This window comes from Gordonia jinhuaensis (assembly GCF_014639795.1).
GTDB classification, from domain to species: Bacteria; Actinomycetota; Actinomycetes; order Mycobacteriales; family Mycobacteriaceae; genus Gordonia_B; species Gordonia_B jinhuaensis.
Genome location: NZ_BMGC01000039.1, coordinates 15,590 through 31,756 on the forward strand (window position 1 = coordinate 15,590; position 16,167 = coordinate 31,756).

At 67.1% G+C, this 16,167-nt stretch carries 20 protein-coding genes and 1 tRNA gene; 14 read left to right on the top strand and 7 right to left on the bottom strand.

What is annotated here, in order from left to right:
- Positions 1–35: 35 nt before the first annotated feature.
- The 3 genes from IEW22_RS17315 to IEW22_RS17325 form a co-directional block, all read right to left on the bottom strand.
- Positions 36–2,132: an ATP-dependent DNA helicase gene (locus tag IEW22_RS17315; RefSeq protein WP_373284236.1), complete on the bottom strand. Its 2,097-nt coding sequence runs from the start codon at positions 2,130–2,132 to the stop codon at positions 36–38.
- A 205-nt stretch (positions 2,133–2,337) separates the two neighbouring features.
- Complete coding sequence (locus IEW22_RS17320) at positions 2,338–2,946, bottom strand: isochorismatase family protein (protein WP_188588235.1); 609 nt, start codon at positions 2,944–2,946, stop codon at positions 2,338–2,340.
- The gene (locus IEW22_RS17325) at positions 2,943–4,280 is read right to left on the bottom strand and encodes a nicotinate phosphoribosyltransferase (protein WP_188588237.1); all 1,338 of its coding nucleotides are present in this window, start codon (positions 4,278–4,280) and stop codon (positions 2,943–2,945) included. The genes IEW22_RS17320 and IEW22_RS17325 overlap by 4 nt, the downstream gene beginning before the upstream one ends.
- 19 nt (positions 4,281–4,299) lie before the next feature.
- Between IEW22_RS17325 and IEW22_RS17330 the strand changes: the two genes are divergently transcribed.
- From IEW22_RS17330 to rdgB, 12 genes are all read left to right on the top strand, one after another.
- Positions 4,300–4,488, top strand: coding sequence for a hypothetical protein (locus IEW22_RS17330; protein ID WP_188588239.1), 189 nt, complete (start codon positions 4,300–4,302; stop codon positions 4,486–4,488).
- Positions 4,449–4,805, top strand: a complete 357-nt coding sequence (gene clpS, locus IEW22_RS17335) for an ATP-dependent Clp protease adapter ClpS (protein WP_188588240.1) — start codon at positions 4,449–4,451, stop codon at positions 4,803–4,805. The genes IEW22_RS17330 and clpS overlap by 40 nt, the downstream gene beginning before the upstream one ends.
- A 4-nt stretch (positions 4,806–4,809) precedes the next feature.
- The gene (gene aosR / locus IEW22_RS17340; protein WP_188588242.1) at positions 4,810–5,391 is read left to right on the top strand and encodes an oxidative stress transcriptional regulator AosR; all 582 of its coding nucleotides are present in this window, start codon (positions 4,810–4,812) and stop codon (positions 5,389–5,391) included.
- 45 nt (positions 5,392–5,436) lie between these two features.
- The gene (locus IEW22_RS17345; RefSeq protein ID WP_188588244.1) at positions 5,437–6,444 is read left to right on the top strand and encodes a P1 family peptidase; all 1,008 of its coding nucleotides are present in this window, start codon (positions 5,437–5,439) and stop codon (positions 6,442–6,444) included.
- 64 nt (positions 6,445–6,508) lie between these two features.
- Positions 6,509–6,919 (top strand): M67 family metallopeptidase, encoded by a 411-nt coding sequence (locus tag IEW22_RS17350; protein WP_308421417.1) that lies wholly within the window; start codon positions 6,509–6,511, stop codon positions 6,917–6,919.
- Positions 6,920–7,065: 146 nt separating this feature from the next.
- A complete protein-coding gene (locus IEW22_RS17355) occupies positions 7,066–7,371 on the top strand; it encodes a MoaD/ThiS family protein (protein WP_188588249.1) in 306 nt (101 codons plus the stop codon).
- Between the two features lie 10 nt (positions 7,372–7,381).
- Complete coding sequence (locus tag IEW22_RS17360; protein WP_188588252.1) at positions 7,382–8,377, top strand: PLP-dependent cysteine synthase family protein; 996 nt, start codon at positions 7,382–7,384, stop codon at positions 8,375–8,377.
- 202 nt (positions 8,378–8,579) lie between these two features.
- Complete coding sequence (locus IEW22_RS17365; RefSeq protein WP_188588259.1) at positions 8,580–9,266, top strand: rhomboid family intramembrane serine protease; 687 nt, start codon at positions 8,580–8,582, stop codon at positions 9,264–9,266.
- Complete coding sequence (murI, locus tag IEW22_RS17370) at positions 9,263–10,102, top strand: glutamate racemase (RefSeq protein ID WP_188588261.1); 840 nt, start codon at positions 9,263–9,265, stop codon at positions 10,100–10,102. Before IEW22_RS17365 ends, murI begins: the two co-directional genes overlap by 4 nt.
- A gap of 197 nt (positions 10,103–10,299) precedes the next feature.
- Positions 10,300–11,064 carry a cyclic nucleotide-degrading phosphodiesterase gene (locus IEW22_RS17375; RefSeq protein ID WP_188588263.1) on the top strand — a complete coding sequence of 255 codons (765 nt, stop codon included), beginning with the start codon at positions 10,300–10,302 and terminating at the stop codon, positions 11,062–11,064.
- Positions 11,065–11,152: 88 nt separating this feature from the next.
- Positions 11,153–11,905, top strand: a complete 753-nt coding sequence (gene rph, locus IEW22_RS17380; protein WP_188588265.1) for a ribonuclease PH — start codon at positions 11,153–11,155, stop codon at positions 11,903–11,905.
- A 76-nt stretch (positions 11,906–11,981) separates the two neighbouring features.
- Positions 11,982–12,602: an RdgB/HAM1 family non-canonical purine NTP pyrophosphatase gene (gene rdgB / locus IEW22_RS17385; RefSeq protein WP_188588267.1), complete on the top strand. Its 621-nt coding sequence runs from the start codon at positions 11,982–11,984 to the stop codon at positions 12,600–12,602.
- 143 nt (positions 12,603–12,745) lie between these two features.
- Here rdgB and IEW22_RS17390 read toward each other — a convergent pair whose 3' ends face one another.
- Positions 12,746–13,117, bottom strand: coding sequence for a DUF3817 domain-containing protein (locus IEW22_RS17390; RefSeq protein WP_373284233.1), 372 nt, complete (start codon positions 13,115–13,117; stop codon positions 12,746–12,748).
- The gene (locus IEW22_RS17395) at positions 13,114–13,485 is read right to left on the bottom strand and encodes a transcriptional regulator (protein ID WP_188588269.1); all 372 of its coding nucleotides are present in this window, start codon (positions 13,483–13,485) and stop codon (positions 13,114–13,116) included. Before IEW22_RS17395 ends, IEW22_RS17390 begins: the two co-directional genes overlap by 4 nt.
- A 139-nt stretch (positions 13,486–13,624) precedes the next feature.
- Between IEW22_RS17395 and IEW22_RS17400 the strand changes: the two genes are divergently transcribed.
- Positions 13,625–13,709, top strand: a tRNA-Leu gene (locus IEW22_RS17400).
- Between the two features lie 120 nt (positions 13,710–13,829).
- On the opposite strand, the gene IEW22_RS17405 is transcribed toward IEW22_RS17400, so the two are convergent.
- Together IEW22_RS17405 and IEW22_RS17410 are read right to left on the bottom strand one after the other, a co-directional pair.
- Positions 13,830–14,471: a hypothetical protein gene (locus IEW22_RS17405; protein ID WP_188588271.1), complete on the bottom strand. Its 642-nt coding sequence runs from the start codon at positions 14,469–14,471 to the stop codon at positions 13,830–13,832.
- On the bottom strand, positions 14,456–15,088 hold the full coding sequence (locus IEW22_RS17410; protein ID WP_188588274.1) for a hypothetical protein: 633 nt from the start codon (positions 15,086–15,088) through the stop codon (positions 14,456–14,458). The genes IEW22_RS17405 and IEW22_RS17410 overlap by 16 nt, the downstream gene beginning before the upstream one ends.
- A gap of 629 nt (positions 15,089–15,717) precedes the next feature.
- Here IEW22_RS17410 and IEW22_RS17415 point away from each other — a divergent pair.
- Entirely contained in the window at positions 15,718–16,095 is a 378-nt protein-coding gene (locus IEW22_RS17415; protein WP_188588276.1) for a hypothetical protein, read from the top strand.
- Positions 16,096–16,167 lie beyond the last annotated feature (72 nt).

Sequence of the window (16,167 nt, forward strand, 5' to 3'; positions counted from 1 at the left end):
TTTGGCTGCACATCATCGCCGGGGTGCGGTGACGGTCATCCCGGGCGCAGTCGCTTCAGCGAGGCCCTCGCGACCTCGCCGTCGGTGGTCGGCCAGAACGGGGGTAGCGACGATCGGAGGAAGCCCCCGTAGCGTGCGGTGGCCAGGCGCGGATCGAGTACGGCGACCATCCCGCGGTCGGAGGTCGACCGCAACAATCTGCCCGCACCCTGGGCCAGCAGCAGCCCGGCGTGGGACGCGGCCACCGACAGGAAGCCGTTCCCGCCGCGCGACTCGACCGCTCGCTGACGTGCGGTCAGCAGAGGGTCGTCGGGCCGTGGGAAGGGTATGCGATCGATGACGACCAGACTCAGCGACGGGCCGGGGACGTCGACGCCCTGCCACAGCGACAAGGTGCCGAACAGGCACGTCGGCTCGTCGGCCGCGAAGTCACGGACCAGCGCCGAGGTCATGCCCTCGCCCTGACACAGCACGGGGAACTCCACGCGCTCGCGTACGGCCTCGGTGGCCTCACGGGCGGCGCGCATCGACGAGAAGAGTCCCAGCGTGCGGCCACCGGCTGCGGTGATGAGCTCGACGAGCTCGTCGATCACCGGTGGGGGCAGCTGCGCCCGACCCGGCGGCGGGAGATGTTTGGCGATGTAGAGGATCGCCGACTTGCGATGGTCGAACGGGGAACCGACGTCGAGGCCGTTCCAGCGCAGACCGGCCGAGTGAGATGACCCATCGGCGTCCGACGGCACCGCTCGTCCGGTCGCGGTGACCTCCCGTGCATCGGGGACCGAGGGGCCGTCCACGGCCTCGGCCGTCGCCGAGGAACTCGGGGCTTCGCCCGAACCCCCCGCGGGCAGCCCCCAGGTGACCGCGAGGGCGTCGAAAGAGCCGCCGATGGTCAGCGTCGCCGAGGTGAGGATCACAGTCGCTTCGCCGAACAACGACGACCGCAGGATGCCGCCCACCGACAGTGGGGCCACGTGCAGCGCCCGGCGCGTGTCGCCGGTGCGGGTGCGTTCCTCGGCGATCCACACCACGTCGCGACGGCGCGCCTCGTCGGGCTCGGCGAAGGAGTTGAGGATGCGCACCACGCTGTCGTGGGCTTCCTCCACCGCGGTCAGCGTGGCGGTACGTGCCGCCGCGGCCTGCTGGTCGAGGTCCTTGCCGCGCACCGGGCCGATCGCGGTGTGCGCGCGCCAGAGCCGATCGCGGATCGCCGCCAACGTCACCTCGCCGCCGTCGGGCGGGTTCACCCAACGGCCGACCGGGGACGCCTCCAGAAGCTCGCCGAGCATCTCACCGGCGCCCGCGACGTCGTCGGCGAGCTCCTGGTCGACGATGGTGCCCACGCGCCGGGCCAGCAGGCCGACCGACGTCGGCGAGAGCTCATCGGTGGCCACCGCGGTGATCCGGTCGACGAGTTCGTGTGCCTCGTCGACGATCACCACATCGTGGTCGGGCAGGACGTTCACTCCGGTGAGGGCGTCGATGGCGAGCATGGCGTGATTGGTGACCACCACGTCGGCGCCGCCTGCGCGTTTGCGTGCGGCCTCGGCGAAACAGTCGGCACCGTAGGGGCAGGCCGACGCGCCGATGCACTCCCGTGCGGTCACGCTCACCTGACGCCACGCGGCGTCGGAGACGCCGGGGTCGAGGTCGTCGCGGTCGCCGGTGTCGGTCTCGCTCGCGAACTCACGCAGGCGCGTGATCTCGCGACCCATCCGGGAGATGGCGAACGGATCGAACAGTTCGTCGGCCGGTTCCTCGGTCGCACCGGAGTGGATCCGGTTCAGGCACAGGTAGTTCGACCTGCCTTTGAGGATCGCGAATTCGGGCGCGCGGTGCAGTGGTCCGGCGAGTGCCTGGGCCAGCCGGGGCAGATCCCGGTCGACCAGCTGACGCTGGAGTGCGATCGTCGCCGTGGAGACCACCACGGTGTTGCCCGAGCGCACCGAATGGCGCAGTGCGGGAACCAGATACCCCAACGATTTACCCGTACCCGTCCCGGCCTGCACCGCGAGGTGTTCGCCGGTGTCGATGGCGTGAGCCACGGCCGCGGCCATCCGTCGCTGGCCGTCGCGGCGGGCGCCGCCGAGTGCGCCGACGGCGGTGTCGAGCAGTGCGGGCACTTCGGGGATGTCCCCGTCGGATGCAGTGGAGTCAGATGCAGTGGAGTCGGATGCGGGGGACTCGGCTCGGCTCGTCACCGTCGAGCGCTGTTGCGAGGTGGCGCCAACGCCGGCGCTCTCGGCCGGGTCGAAGAGATCAGTGGAATCAGAGATGAGCGTACCGTTCGCGAAAGGGGTAGGGAGGCAAGATGATCGGTGGGCGGTGGCAGGTCGGTCAGCTCGTCGCGAGCGCACCGACGACGTCGACACCGGCGGCGCGCAGATCGGCGACGGTGCCCTCGATCGACGAGGGGTCGACCGCGGCGGTGTCGTCGAGCAGTACCCGCACGGCGAATCCCTGACCCGCCCCGGAGAGTGCAGTCTGTTTGACGCAGTGATCGGTCGCGATGCCGATCACATCGACCTCCCCGACTCCGCGCTCACGCAGGAAGTCGCCGAGCAGCACGCCGGTGTCGTCGACGCCTTCGAAACCCGAATATCCGTCGGAGTACTGACCTTTGGAGAACACGGCGACCACGCGGCTGGTGTCGAGGTCGGGGTGGAACGCCGCGCCGGGGGTTCCCGCCACGCAGTGCACCGGCCAGCTGGTCACGTAATCGGGGGTGTCGGAAAAGTGGGCACCCGGATCGATGTGATGATCGCGGGTCGCCACGATCACGTCGTAGTCGGTTGTGCCGGCGAGCTTCTCGCTGATTCGTCGCGCGGTCGCCGCGCCACCGGACACCGCCAGTGAGCCGCCCTCGCAGAAATCGTTCTGCACGTCGACGATCACCAGAGCTCGCGCTGAGGATGTCTGGTCGGGTGTCCGGGACTGTTCGGTCATCGCGTGTTCCCCTGACTCATGACGTAACGGGTGGGAATCGCCGGTTCGCCGTGCGACAGCCCGAGGCCCTCCCAGGGCAGGCTCACCAGTGCCTGTGCCAAGTGCTCACGGGCGTCGGCCAGCGACGGGATGTCGGCGACGGGTTCGCCGTCTCGCATCAACGGTATCTGAAGCGGGGTGGCCGACAGGCCGTTGGTGTCGGGCGCCGCGCTGTCGGCCGGATAGATGATCTCCTCGACGATGGTGCCCGTGCTGCGACGTGTGCGCACCGCCGCCTTGGCGCCGCCGGGCGTCTCCTTGTGCGCGGCCCGTTTGGTCACCGGGATGCCGTCGACCTCCACCAGCTTGTAGACCATCCCCGAGGTGGGCGCACCGCTGCCGGTGACCAGTGAGGTCCCCACGCCGTAGGTGTCGACCGGTTCGGCGCGCAACGCCGCGATCGCATATTCGTCGAGGTCGCCGGAGACCACGATCTTGGTGCCGTGTGCGCCGAGGTCGTCGAGCTGATGGCGTACCTGACGCGCCAGCACTCCCAGCTCGCCGGAGTCGATGCGCACCCCGCCCAGGCCCGGTCCGGCGACCTCGATCGCATTGCGCACACCCTGGGTGATGTCGTAGGTGTCCACCAGCAAGGTGGTGCTCACGCCCAGTGCGTCGATCTGCGCGGCGAACGCGGCCTTCTCGTCGGGGCCGTCGGCGGTGGTGTGCAGCAGGGTGAAGGCGTGTGCGGAGGTTCCGGCCGTGGGTATGCCGTATTCGCGGGCGGCCTCGAGATTCGACGTCGAGGAGAGCCCGGCCAGATATGCCGCCCGCGAGGCGGCGACGGCGGCGAACTCATGGGTGCGTCTGCTGCCCATCTCGATGATGGGACGTCCGCCGGCCGCGCTGACCATCCGCGCAGCCGCACCGGCGATCGCGCTGTCGTGGTTGAGCACCGACAGGATGAGTGTCTCGAGCACCACGGCCTCGGCGAATGTGCCGCGCACGGTGAGGATCGGCGACCCTGGGAAGTACAGCTCACCCTCCCGGTAGCCGTCGATCGAACCGGTGAACCGGTAGTCGGCGAGCCACGCCAGCGTGTCGGGATCGAGGATCCCCGAGACGACGTCGAGTTCTGCCGGGCCGAACCGGAAGTCGGCGATCGCGTCGATGGCGCGCTGGGTGCCGGCCACCACGCCGTAACGACGCCCCTCGGGCAGGCGACGGGCGAACACCTCGAAGCAGCACTGCCGCTCGGCGGTCTTGTCTCGCAGCGCCGCCGAGATCATGGTCAGCTCGTACTGGTCGGTGAGCAGAGCGGTGCTCGCAGAGGTGACAGTGTTGTCGTTTCGCACAATCGCCTACCCTAGGGCCATGCGCGAAGAGATGACCGCATGTACCGCCGCTGACGCGTCTGTCGACGCCGCGGCGGGTGCTGTCGATCGCGCGGAGAACCCTGTCGATCGCGCGGAGAACTTTGCGACGGTCCCGATCGGCGGCGTCGTTTCTCTGGAGTCACCGGTATGTCTGGAGTCACCGCGCCTCGCGGTGGGTGTGCGGTGACAGCGCGCGCGGGCGCCGAGGAAGCACCCGGCGGTGGGACGGCGGTGGCCGAGCCCACCGCGGCCGAATCCGACCCCGATCTCGATCGTCCCTGGCTGACCATCGTCTGGGACGACCCGGTGAACCTCATGCGCTACGTGACCTATGTGTTCCAGAAGCTCTTCGGTTATTCGGAGGCCAAGGCGGCGAAACTCATGATGCAGGTGCACACCGAAGGCAAGGCGGTGGTCTCCTCGGGCGACCGTGGCAAGGTCGAGACCGACGTGCGCAAACTCCACGAGGCCGGCCTGTGGGCGACGATGCAGCGAGACTGCTGAACCGGTGCGCGCCTGGAAACGCAAGGGCCGCGGCGATTCCGTCCGAATCGTCACGACACTCGACACCCACGAGTCCGAACTCATCGACTCGCTGGTGCGGTCGATGATCGAGTTGATGAACGAGCGCTCCGACTCCGCGCCGCGCGACGAGCTCGCCGACATCACCGGCATCGTCACCGGCCACTCGTCGCCGCCGGCCGACGCCACCCTCGGTCGACTCCTGCCGGACTTCCACCGACCCGACCAGGACGCGACGATGATGGGCGACGACATCAGCGCCGACCTCAACGGCGCCCTGCGCAGCATGTACGAGCCGGGCATCATCGCTGCCAAGGTCGGCGCCGGACAGACGGTGCTCGACACCCTTCCGCCCGGTGGTGGACCGGTGACCCTGTCCGAGCAGCAGGCGCAGGCCTGGCTGACGGCGATCAACGACGTACGCCTGGCGCTGGGCGCGATGCTGGGTATCGACGAGAACACACCCGAGGAATTTCCGCCCGACCATCCCAATGCCGCCCATCTGGACGTCTACCACTGGCTCACGGTGGTCCAGGAACTGCTGGTGGTCGCCCTGATGGGAAAGTAGGAGGACGTCCACGATGATCCTGCCGCCCACGATGATCCTGGAACGATGACCCTGCCTGCTGGGACTCTGCCCACCGGCCCGCGCGATCTGATCAGTGATGTCGCGGGTGTGACCGTCGGCCATCATCACCGCATCGACGAGGCAGCGCGCGAGGCCACCCCCGACACCCCGGGCACCCGCGAGACCGACCTGCTCGACCCGGTGAACTCGGTGCGTCACGCCGACGCATTCGTGCTGACCGGAGGCAGCGCGTTTGGTCTGGCCGCCGCCGACGGTGTGATGTCCCACCTCGAACGGGTGGGCGTCGGGTTGCCGATGGACACCGCGGGCCATGTGGTGCCGATCGTGCCCGCCGCGGTGATCTTCGATCTGCCCGTCGGCGACTGGTCGCGCAGACCCGACGCCGAATTCGGTCGCCGCGCCGCCGCGGATGCGTCCGAGGACTTCCTGCTCGGTTCGGTCGGTGGAGGCGCCGCGGCCCGCGCCGGAGCGCTCAAAGGCGGTTTCGGCAGCGCGAGCGTGCGGGCGCAGACGCCCGGTGGGGCGTCGATCACTGTGGGTGCGGCCGTGGTGGTGAATTCGTTCGGTGCGGTCATCCGACCCGAGACCGGTCTGCCGTGGGGTGCCGACGCCGAGAGTCTGGCCTACTACCGACTGCGTGAACCCGAGGAATCCGAACGGGTGCAGCTTGCCGACCTCATCGCGCGACGTAGTGCGCTGAATACGACGATCGGCGTGGTCGCCACCGATGCGCGGCTCGACGTGGCCGACACCCGTCGCGTGGCGATGGCCGCCCACGACGGTCTGGCGCGTGCGGTGCGACCGGTGCACACTCCGGTCGACGGTGACGCGTTCTTCGCGGTCGCCACCGGCGAGGTGGTCTCGGAGTATCCGGCACCGACCGGGATGAACCCGGACCTCGCGCTGGTCGCAGTGGCGTGCGCGGCCGCGGCCGTCGCGGTGGAACGGGCTGTGGTGCGTGGCGTGCTCGCCGCGACACCGGTCGCCGGAATACCGGCATACGCGCAGACGTTGCCCTCAGCACTGTTGTGACCAGGCTGCGGCGATGTGTCGCGCCGACCCGGAACGTGATGATCCGAGAAGGGGTGTGGGCCAGGTGTTGTCGATCTCGCGTGAGCTGATCGAGCAAATGGTCGACCATGCGCGCGGTGATCACCCGGATGAGGCGTGCGGGGTGATCGCCGGGCCCGAGGGATCCGACACCCCGCAACGGTTCATCGCCATGACCAACGCCGAACGATCGCCGACGTTCTACCGTTTCGACTCCGGTGAGCAGCTGGCGGTCTGGCGCGAGATGGACCGACGAGACGAGGAGCCGGTGGTGATCTACCACTCCCACACCGGCACCGAGGCCTATCCGAGCCGCACCGACATCGCGTTGGCCGGCGAGCCGAACGCCCACTACGTGCTCATCTCCACCCGTGACCCCGAGATCGAGGAGATCCGCAGTTTCGCCATCGTCGACGGCGTGGTCACCGAGGAACAGATCAGCGTGGTCGAGCACTGATCGCGTCCGGGGCGACGGGTCGTGCGCGACCAATTTTTCTCCCCGACACGAATTTCCCAAAAGATGCTTGCCGACACGATCTTTCACCGACGAAGAGAATTTTTCACCGAAGAATCTTTCACCGACGAAGAGGAGTACTGGTTCACATGTCCGTTGTGGTGTCCATCCCGACCATCCTGCGTACCCACACGGGAGGGGAGAAGCGCGTCGAGGCCAGTGGCGACAGTCTGGCCGAGGTGATCGACAGCCTCGAGTCCGCACACGCGGGAATCCGCGAGCGTCTGATCGGCGACGACGGCAAACTGCATCGGTTCGTCAACATCTATGTCAACGACGAGGATGTCCGGTTCTCCGGTGGCCTGTCGACCAGCATCGCCGATGGTGACGACGTGACCATCCTGCCCGCGGTCGCCGGCGGCGCATCGCAGGTGCCCGCCGCGGCGACGCGGTGAGCCCGACCCGATGAGCCGGTACGGATCGCTGATCGAGTCGGTGGGCAATACGCCACTGGTCGGGCTGAAGACGCTCTCGCCGCGCTGGGGTGAGGACAGTGGTGAGCAGGCGATCGGTGACGGCGGTGCACCACACGTGCGGTTGTGGGCCAAACTCGAGGATCGCAACCCCACGGGATCGATCAAGGACCGGCCCGCACTGCGGATGATCGAGGAGGCCGAGCGCGACGGCACGCTGGCTCCGGGGGCCACGATCCTCGAACCGACCAGCGGCAACACCGGGATCTCGTTGGCGATGGCCGCGCGGCTCAAGGGATATCAGCTGATCGTGGTGATGCCGGAGAACACGTCGGAGGAACGGCGGACACTGCTGCGCATGTACGGCGCACAGATCGTGTCCTCGCCCGCGGCGGGCGGGTCGAACACCGCGGTCGCGATGGCAAAGCAGATGGCTGCCGAGCACCCCGACTGGGTGATGCTCTACCAGTACGGCAACAAGGCCAACGCGCTGGCGCATTACGAGGGGACCGGTCCGGAGCTCTACCGCGATCTGCCCGAGATCACCCACTTCGTCGCCGGATTGGGTACCACCGGGACGCTGATGGGCGTCGGGCGCTATCTGCGTGAGCAGAACCCCGATGTCGAGATCGTGGCCGCCGAACCCCGCTACGGCGACGAGGTATACGGCCTGCGCAACATCGACGAGGGGTTCGTGCCCGAGCTCTACGATCCCGACGTGCTGACCCGACGGTTTTCGGTGACCGGCCACGACGCGATCGCGCGGGTCCGCACACTGCTCGACACCGAGGGCATCTTCGCCGGTATCTCCACTGGCGCGGTGGTGACCGCTGCGCTGTCGATCGGCAAACGCGCTCTGCGCGACGGCAGGCGCGCCGACATCGCCTTCGTGGTGCCCGACGCCGGCTGGAAGTACCTCTCCCTCGGGGTCTACACCGGTGACCTCGACGAGGCCGGCGACGCACTGGAAGGTCAGCTGTGGGCATGAGCCGGGCCGCCGGATCTTCGGAAGTCTCGGGTCTGCGCCGGTGACGGTCTCCCCGCTGTTGTCGTGTGACCGTCGGTTCGTGTCACAGTGGTGGTCGAGGTGGCGCGTCGACCGGGCAGCATCGCCGTCGACGCGGGGCAACTGTGCGGGATGACGCCGAGGGGTGCGATGAACGCGATGAATCGGAGGGGCAGGTGAGGCCATGACGACGGGGTCCGCTCAGGTCTCGTCTGCGCGTGCCGCGACTGGTCGCGCGGGGGGTGCGACGCCGCTGTGGGCGCGATCGCTGGTCGCCATCAGCGTGTTCGTCGCGATTCTCTACGTCGTCGAGGCGATCGACGCGTTGACCGGCTTCGCGCTCGACGATGCGGGGATCGAGCCGCGCGAGGCCGACGGTCTGGTCGGGGTCGCGGTCTCGCCGCTGCTGCACAGCGGCTGGGATCATCTGGTGAGCAACACCGGTCCGGCGGTCATCCTCGGATTCCTGGTCTTGATGGCGCGCCGCTTCGTGGTCACCACCGCCATCGCCTGGCTCGTCTCGGGTCTGGGGGTGTGGTTGTTCGCGCCGGAACACACCGTCACCGTGGGGCTGTCCGGGGTGATCTTCGGCTGGCTCGCATTCCTGCTGTTGCGCGGGTTGTTCAACCGCAACGGTCCCCAGATCCTGCTCGGCGTGCTGCTGTTCATGCTCTACGGAGGTGTCCTGTGGGCGATGCTGCCCGGGACGCTGGGTGTGTCGTGGCAGGCGCACATGTTCGGCGCCCTCGGTGGCGCGCTGGCCGCGTGGTATCTGTCGCGGCGCGATCGCAACCGCCCGTCGGGGGCTCGCCTCCGCGGTGGCCGACGTCGCGGCGACCGGGGATCGGATGTCGAGAGGGTGGACGTATGAGTCCGGCAGATCTGTTGCCGCCGGGAAGCGAACGGGCCGGTACGTCGGCTCCGATCGGGATTTTCGACTCCGGGGTGGGCGGGCTCACCGTGGCACGGGCGATCATCGATCAGCTGCCCGACGAGAACATCGTCTATATCGGCGACACGGCACATGCACCCTACGGGCCGAAGCCGATCGAGGAGATCCGACGACTGTCGCTGTCGATCGGCGACGAGCTGGTGGGGCGCGGCGTGAAGATGTTGGTGATGGCGTGCAACACCGCCTCGTCGGCATGTTTCGACGACGCGCGGTCGCGCTATCAGGTGCCGGTGGTGGAGGTCATCCGGCCGGCCACACGCCGGGCGGTGGCGACGACCCGCTCGGGTCGGATCGGGGTGATCGGGACCGAGGCGACCATTGCCTCGGGTACCTATCAGGAGGCGTTCGCGGCCACCGACGCCGACGTCGAGGTGACGGCGGTGCCCTGCCCCCGCTTCGTGGATTTCGTGGAGCGCGGGATCACCAGCGGGCGGCAGATCCTCGGTCTTGCCGAGGGATATCTGGCCCCGTTGCAGCATGCCGACGTCGACACCCTGGTGCTGGGCTGCACGCATTACCCGTTGATCTCCGGCGTGGTGCAGTTGGCGATGGGTGACCACGTGACGTTGGTCTCGAGTGCCGAAGAGACGGCCAAGGATGTGGTGAAGGTGCTCACACGCACCGACATGCTCCGCGAACCCGTCGATGGTGCGCCCGCCGAGCGAGTGTTCCGCAGTACCGGCGATCCAGACTTCTTCGCACGTCTGTCGGCGCGATTCCTCGGCCCGGCGATCGGGTCGGTCGCAGCCGTCTGATCGGTTCGTCGCTCGCGTCGGTGCTGCGCCCGACGTCACTGACCGATGTCCGCGTCCCCGCGCGGTCGGGTGCGAAACAGAGCGGGCGAGTTTGTGGCGGCGGACGCATATCTCGGCGTTCGCGGACTTTCTCTCGACACGGTTTCGGTTCGGCGGTCCGTGTCACCGTCGGCGTCCGCGCGTGGCAGCATGGCCCCATGCGTCTGACCGTCCTGGGTTGTTCGGGAAGCGTCGGTGGTCCCGGTGCCGCCACGTCCGGTTATCTGCTGACGGTCGCCGACCACGATCCGGTGGTGATCGATTTCGGACCGGGTGTGCTCGGTGAACTGCAGCGCCACGCCGATCCGTCCTCGGTCTCGATTCTGCTGAGTCATCTGCACGCAGACCACTGCCTGGACTTGCCGGGTCTGTTGGTGTGGCGGCGCTATCACCCCGTTCCTGCGCTCGGTCGCGCACCGTTGTACGGACCGACCGGCACGGCTCTGCGTATCGGTGCGGCCTCCTCGGAATTCCCCGGTGAGATCGACGACATCTCCGACACATTCGATGTGCTGCCCTGGGTGGAGGGGCAGGCGGTCGAGATCGGCGGACTGTCGGTGATTCCCCGCGCCGTCGCCCACCCACCGGAGACCTTCGGGTTGCGGGTCACCGGACCTGACGGTGAGACCTTGGCCTACAGCGCCGACACCGGGCCGTGCGATGCGCTGGTCGAGCTGGCCGCCGATGCGGATGTCTTTCTCTGCGAGGCGTCCTGGTCGCACGATCCGGCCGGCCATCCGCCCGATCTCCACCTGTCCGGTGTCGAGGCAGGTCAGATCGCCACCAAGGCCGGAGTCGGCACGCTCGCGCTGACTCACATTCCGCCCTGGACGGACGTCGAGACCGTCGTCGCCGAGGCGCGCAAGGAATTCGCCGGCCCGATACTCGCGGTGAAGTCGGGCACCGTGATCGACATCGGTTGACCGTGAGGGTCTGTCGCAGTCGCGACCCCCGAGCCGCGCACGGGCCCGTCTGGAGAACCGCCGTTTGTCGCCTCGATAGGGTGGTGCTGTGAGCAGACGAGCAGACGGCAGAGCAGACGACGAGATGCGACCGGTGCGCATCACCCGTGGATTCACCTCGCATCCGGCAGGTTCGGTTCTGATCGAGTTCGGCCAGACCCGCGTGATGTGCACCGCCAGTGTCGAGAACAGTGTTCCGGGCTGGCGGCGAGGATCCGGACTCGGTTGGGTCACAGCCGAATACGCGATGCTCCCGGCGGCAACCCATACGCGCTCCACCCGTGAATCGGTGCGCGGCAAGATCGGCGGTCGCACGCACGAGATCAGCCGTTTGATCGGTCGCTCGCTGCGCGCCTGTATCGACCTCGCCGCGATCGGAGAGAACACGATCGCACTGGACTGCGACGTGCTGCAGGCCGACGGCGGCACCCGTACGGCGGCGATCACCGGAGCCTATGTGGCTCTCGTCGACGCGGTGAGCTATCTGCGTGCCGAGGGCAAACTGGCTGACCCGCAACCTATCTCGTGCGCGATCTCCGCTGTGAGTGTGGGCGTGGTCGATGGCCGGGTACGGCTGGACCTGCCGTATGAGGAGGATTCGCGCGCCGAGGTCGACATGAATGTGGTGGCAACCGACGCCGGCACGCTCGTGGAGGTACAGGGCACCGGCGAGGGGGCGACCTTCCCCCGCGCGACGCTCGACAAGCTCCTCGACATGGCGACGGTGGGCACCGACACGCTGTTCGAAGCGCAGCGCGAAGCGCTGGCGTTGCCGTATCCGGGCACGCCGCCCGAGGCGTGATCGGAGTGGTCGGCGCCTGTGGTCGGTGTCTGATCCGTTGTGAGGCAACCCATGATCCGGTGACGAAGGAGTTCAGGTGACCGTGCGTGTACTGGTGGCCAGCCGTAACCCGAAGAAGCTCGCCGAACTCCGGCGGGTGATCGCCGCGGCCGGTGTCGACGGCCTCGAGGTGGTGGGCCTCGATGATGTCGCGCCCTATGAGGAGGCGCCGGAAACCGGGGCGACCTTCGAGGACAATGCTCTGCTCAAGGCCCGCGACGGGGCTGTGGCGTCGGGACTGCCGTGTGTGGCCGACGACTCGGGGATCGCCGTCGATGCGCTCAACGGAATGCCCGGGGTGCTCTCGGCGCGCTGGTCGGGCCGGCACGGCGACGATCAGGCCAACCTGGAGTTGTTGCTCGGGCAGATGCGCGACGTCCCCGACGAGCGTCGCGGCGGGGCGTTCGTCTCCGCATGTGCGCTGGTGCGGCCCGATGGCTCCGAAGACGTGGTCCGCGGGACATGGTCGGGACGCATTCTGCGCGCTCCGCGCGGTGAGAACGGTTTCGGCTACGACCCGATCTTCGCACCGGACGACACCGTCGGCGAGCGTTCGGCCGCCGAGCTCACGCCCGAGGAGAAGGATGCGGTGAGCCATCGGGCGCGTGCGCTTGATGCGCTGCTGCCCGCGCTTCGTGATCTCATCGTCGACGACTGAGTCGCGTGTGAGGTGGTCGACGACCGAGTGATATCCGGGAGCGACAAGCAGAAGTCCCGGCGACCGAGGTGGTCGCCGGGACTTCGTGCCTCACAGGTGTTCGGCGTGCTCACCGGTGATCGGTCGCCGAGTCGGTGTGGGCCTCACTCGATCCCGTATTGCGCCTTGATCTCCTTCGTGCGGATGTGCTCCACGTAGAAGGACAGGAACGGGATGGTGCCGGCGATCAGGGTGTAGATGAACTTCGCCAGCGGCCAGCGCACACGGATACCGAGGTCGATGGCCATGATCAGGTAGATGAAATAGACCCAGCCGTGCACGATGGGCACGAAGTCGAGGCTGTCGATCCCGGCGGCGTACTTGAGGATGAGTTCCAGGCACAGCAGAAGCAGCCAGATACCGGTGATCCACGCCATCACGCGGTAGCGAGTGAGGGCGCCCTTGATCTTGGAACGTTCGGAGTCCGAGACCTCACGGGTGGTGGTCGCCGACGCGGTGGACTCGGAGTTGGTCACTGCTTCTCCTGTTCAGCGAGCTCTTTGAGCAGCTGGTTGTATTCGGGGTTGCCGGAATCGGGATCGGTGGCCGACACGGTCGGGCGGTCGGGGAGTAGTCCCTGGGGGATCTCGGTGACCTTGTGGTTGTTGGTGCGTACCTTCTCGGCTTCCTCCGGGTCGCTCTCGAGCACGACGAACCGGCGGTAGGCGTAGACGAAGGCCACGGCGAACATCGGCCACTGCAAGGCGTATCCGAGGTTCTGGCCGGTGCCCGACGAGGACTCGTAGCGGTCCCACTGCCACCAGGCCATTGCCAGACACACCACTGCAGCCACGATCACCAGCGCGATGAGCGCGGGTCGGTGACGTCGTTTCTGCGCGGTCATACCCTCGAAAATACATGCGTCGCCGTCGCGGGCGGCAAGCGCCGGTGCCCGAAGTGCCCGACTCCACAGGTCGCACCGCCTGCTCGGGTTGTCGGCATTGCTACGCTGATGGCCGCGCGAGGGGTCGAATCCCGCGCATGCGCGAGTGGCGGAATTGGCAGACGCGCTGGATTTAGGTTCCAGTGTCCTAGGACGTGCGGGTTCAAGTCCCGCCTCGCGCACCACAGAGGTCTTATGAGAATCGGGACGGTCGCGAACGAACCCAAGCAGGTCATCGATCGGTAGCTTGGCGCCGGCCTGGAAGGGCGGTGTTCACCGCACCTACTGATTCGAAAGGGGGAACTTCAGGCGTAGAAGTCGCCAACCAGCTCGCGCGACGCACGTAACTCCTGATCAAGCCTTGTGCGCGGCCACGCATCCGAGCCTCCGAATGCCCACATCACCTCGAGCTCGCTCGCGCGGCGCATGAAGTAGGAGAACTGGGGAAGTTTCAGCGGGCGAGCGTAGCCAGCAGTCTGAAAGTGGGTCAGCAGGCCTCCTTCGAGCCGGTTCTTCATCGCCTGATTGAACTGTGGCGGTCCGACCTCGCCGCCGTTGTCAGCGAACGACAGATAACCGCTGACCTCGTCGACACGCGGATCAGCGGCCGACTCGAGCAGCCGGACAGTCGCGGCGTGCACTCCGCGGATCGGCTCCCATGTCCAAAAGTCGCCGGTAAATGGCACCTCCCGCATCACCTGGCTTACGCGGTAGAGCATGTCGGTGTCACCCGCGAGTGCGCCCACCATCGCCGGCTCACAGAGCGTCGCGCAGGCAGTATCGCCGCCGAATGACCCTGTGGCGGTGCTGCGATCAACAATCTTCAGTCCACGCGCGGAGAACCGGGGGCGGGCGGTGTCGTAGATCTCGGTAACCTGTGGGATCAGCTCGGCGTTGAGGACCTTCCATGCTTGACCGCTCAGCCGCGTGATCACTGATTCCGCCACGGCGTCAGATCCGACAAGTCGGGTGGCGTCGAATCGGCGGGGAGGTTCTGCGACTTGAGCCAGAGCGTTGCGATGAACGTCAGATAGACATCGACGTCGTTGTAGTCGAGATTGCTCACATCAAGCTGCCCGCCATAGAAGGCGGGCACGCTGGCGCCCGCGCAGTGGTCGAGATCGAGCGAGGACACATCCTTTGCTGAACGCCACGACGTGAATAGTGCTGGGCCGAGAAACTCCTCCGCCACCGGCAGTGACAGTGCTTGCTCGAACTGCTCAAGCGTCGTCCAGGGCGTAATGCTGACGTCGAACGGGTCGAGAACGACAACGGTGCCGGCAGAATCGGCGACTGTGTCGTCGTGGCCGAGGTCGCGCGTCACAGCGAACTGCCGTGCGCGCCAGTCGAAGCCGAACACGTCGGCGTGAAGTGAACGAGTCCTTGGGTAGACGGCATCAACGAATCGCTGGGCAATCGGACCAGACTCACCGTCGTGCATGCGAAAGAGGCCAGCGGAAGCGCTGACGCCGCACAAGCCTTGATCAGCAAACACCGGACCGACGAGCGGTGGCGTCCAGGGCGCTCCGCGACCGCTTTCGGGACGGTGGAACTCTAGCGTCACGAGTACCTACTCCTCTGGCGTACTGTCTCGTTCAGGTGTGACGACTGTAGACGCGATGCGTGCGGTCGACTCAAGACGCTCGTGTCCCAACGATTCGCACGCCGCCAAACACCGTAGCGGGTGGGTGTTGGCCCATTCCCACCTTGAGCTGGCTACCGAAACTCTGGTTGACACTGCTATCGAGGAGCTGCATGTTTCCGGTCGTGCCGGTGCCGCCAGCCTGCAGGCCGCGAATGTGATCGACGTTCTTGCCTCCTGGTACACGGTTCGGTTGCCAGCAGCGCCTCAAGTTCGGAGATGATCCCCGCGTGCGCCTGGTCCAGATGGGAAGGCGGACTCCGCGCACGCCTTCGCGACACCACCGCAGGCGGCGCGCAACTGCTGGCCCTCGCAACTGGGGTCCGCTGGTTATCGAAGACGTCAAGGACGACCACAACCATCGGCACAGACATTCAGCGCTTCGCCATCAGACCCCTGCTGAGTGCGCTGCACCACGCTCATCACCCCATGGGCTGCGAGATCGACTGATCACCTGCAAGTCGGACTGGCTCTAGCACCGACTGGACCTGCCACGGGGTTCGCGATGGACTGGCAATCTTTCGAGCAATCCCGAATATAGGGTGACGTCGATGACTGAAATCGACGACCTGAAGGCACTCATCCCATCGCCCTCAGTTCAGCCCGCCCGAGTCGCATCCTGGCCGTGGTACGAGGACCACGCGGGCATTCGATTCCCCACGGACTACAAGGCGATCGTCGATAGCTATGGCAGCGGAGTCTTCTGCGACGACGTGATCGTGTGGACACCTGTCCCGTGGCCCGGTGGGCAGACGATCCTTGACTTGCAGCACGAACAGCAAGATCTCTCAGACATCGTCGTAGCTCAGGCCTCGGCCCACGACACGCAGTGGGCATTCAACGACGGTGTAAGCGTGACCACAGACGTCTTGGCAACTGAGCTGTTTGCCTGGGGCAACGGGGCTGGTGCACGAGTAGGTGACATCTGATCTGGCTTGCCCTGCCGGGCGGCCTGGAAGGATGCCAGCTGTGCCCAAGCCCTATCCCCAGGAGTTCCGCGA

Coding starts and splice junctions, on each gene's coding strand:
- IEW22_RS17320 (WP_188588235.1), bottom strand. CDS start 2,946: ATGACCGAACAGTCCCGGACACCCGACCAGACATCCTCAGCGCGAGCT.
- IEW22_RS17330 (WP_188588239.1), top strand. CDS start 4,300: ATGCGCGAAGAGATGACCGCATGTACCGCCGCTGACGCGTCTGTCGAC.
- clpS (WP_188588240.1), top strand. CDS start 4,449: ATGTCTGGAGTCACCGCGCCTCGCGGTGGGTGTGCGGTGACAGCGCGC.
- IEW22_RS17345 (WP_188588244.1), top strand. CDS start 5,437: ATGACCCTGCCTGCTGGGACTCTGCCCACCGGCCCGCGCGATCTGATC.
- IEW22_RS17355 (WP_188588249.1), top strand. CDS start 7,066: ATGTCCGTTGTGGTGTCCATCCCGACCATCCTGCGTACCCACACGGGA.
- IEW22_RS17360 (WP_188588252.1), top strand. CDS start 7,382: ATGAGCCGGTACGGATCGCTGATCGAGTCGGTGGGCAATACGCCACTG.
- IEW22_RS17365 (WP_188588259.1), top strand. CDS start 8,580: ATGACGACGGGGTCCGCTCAGGTCTCGTCTGCGCGTGCCGCGACTGGT.
- murI (WP_188588261.1), top strand. CDS start 9,263: ATGAGTCCGGCAGATCTGTTGCCGCCGGGAAGCGAACGGGCCGGTACG.
- IEW22_RS17375 (WP_188588263.1), top strand. CDS start 10,300: ATGCGTCTGACCGTCCTGGGTTGTTCGGGAAGCGTCGGTGGTCCCGGT.
- IEW22_RS17395 (WP_188588269.1), bottom strand. CDS start 13,485: ATGACCGCGCAGAAACGACGTCACCGACCCGCGCTCATCGCGCTGGTG.
- IEW22_RS17415 (WP_188588276.1), top strand. CDS start 15,718: ATGACTGAAATCGACGACCTGAAGGCACTCATCCCATCGCCCTCAGTT.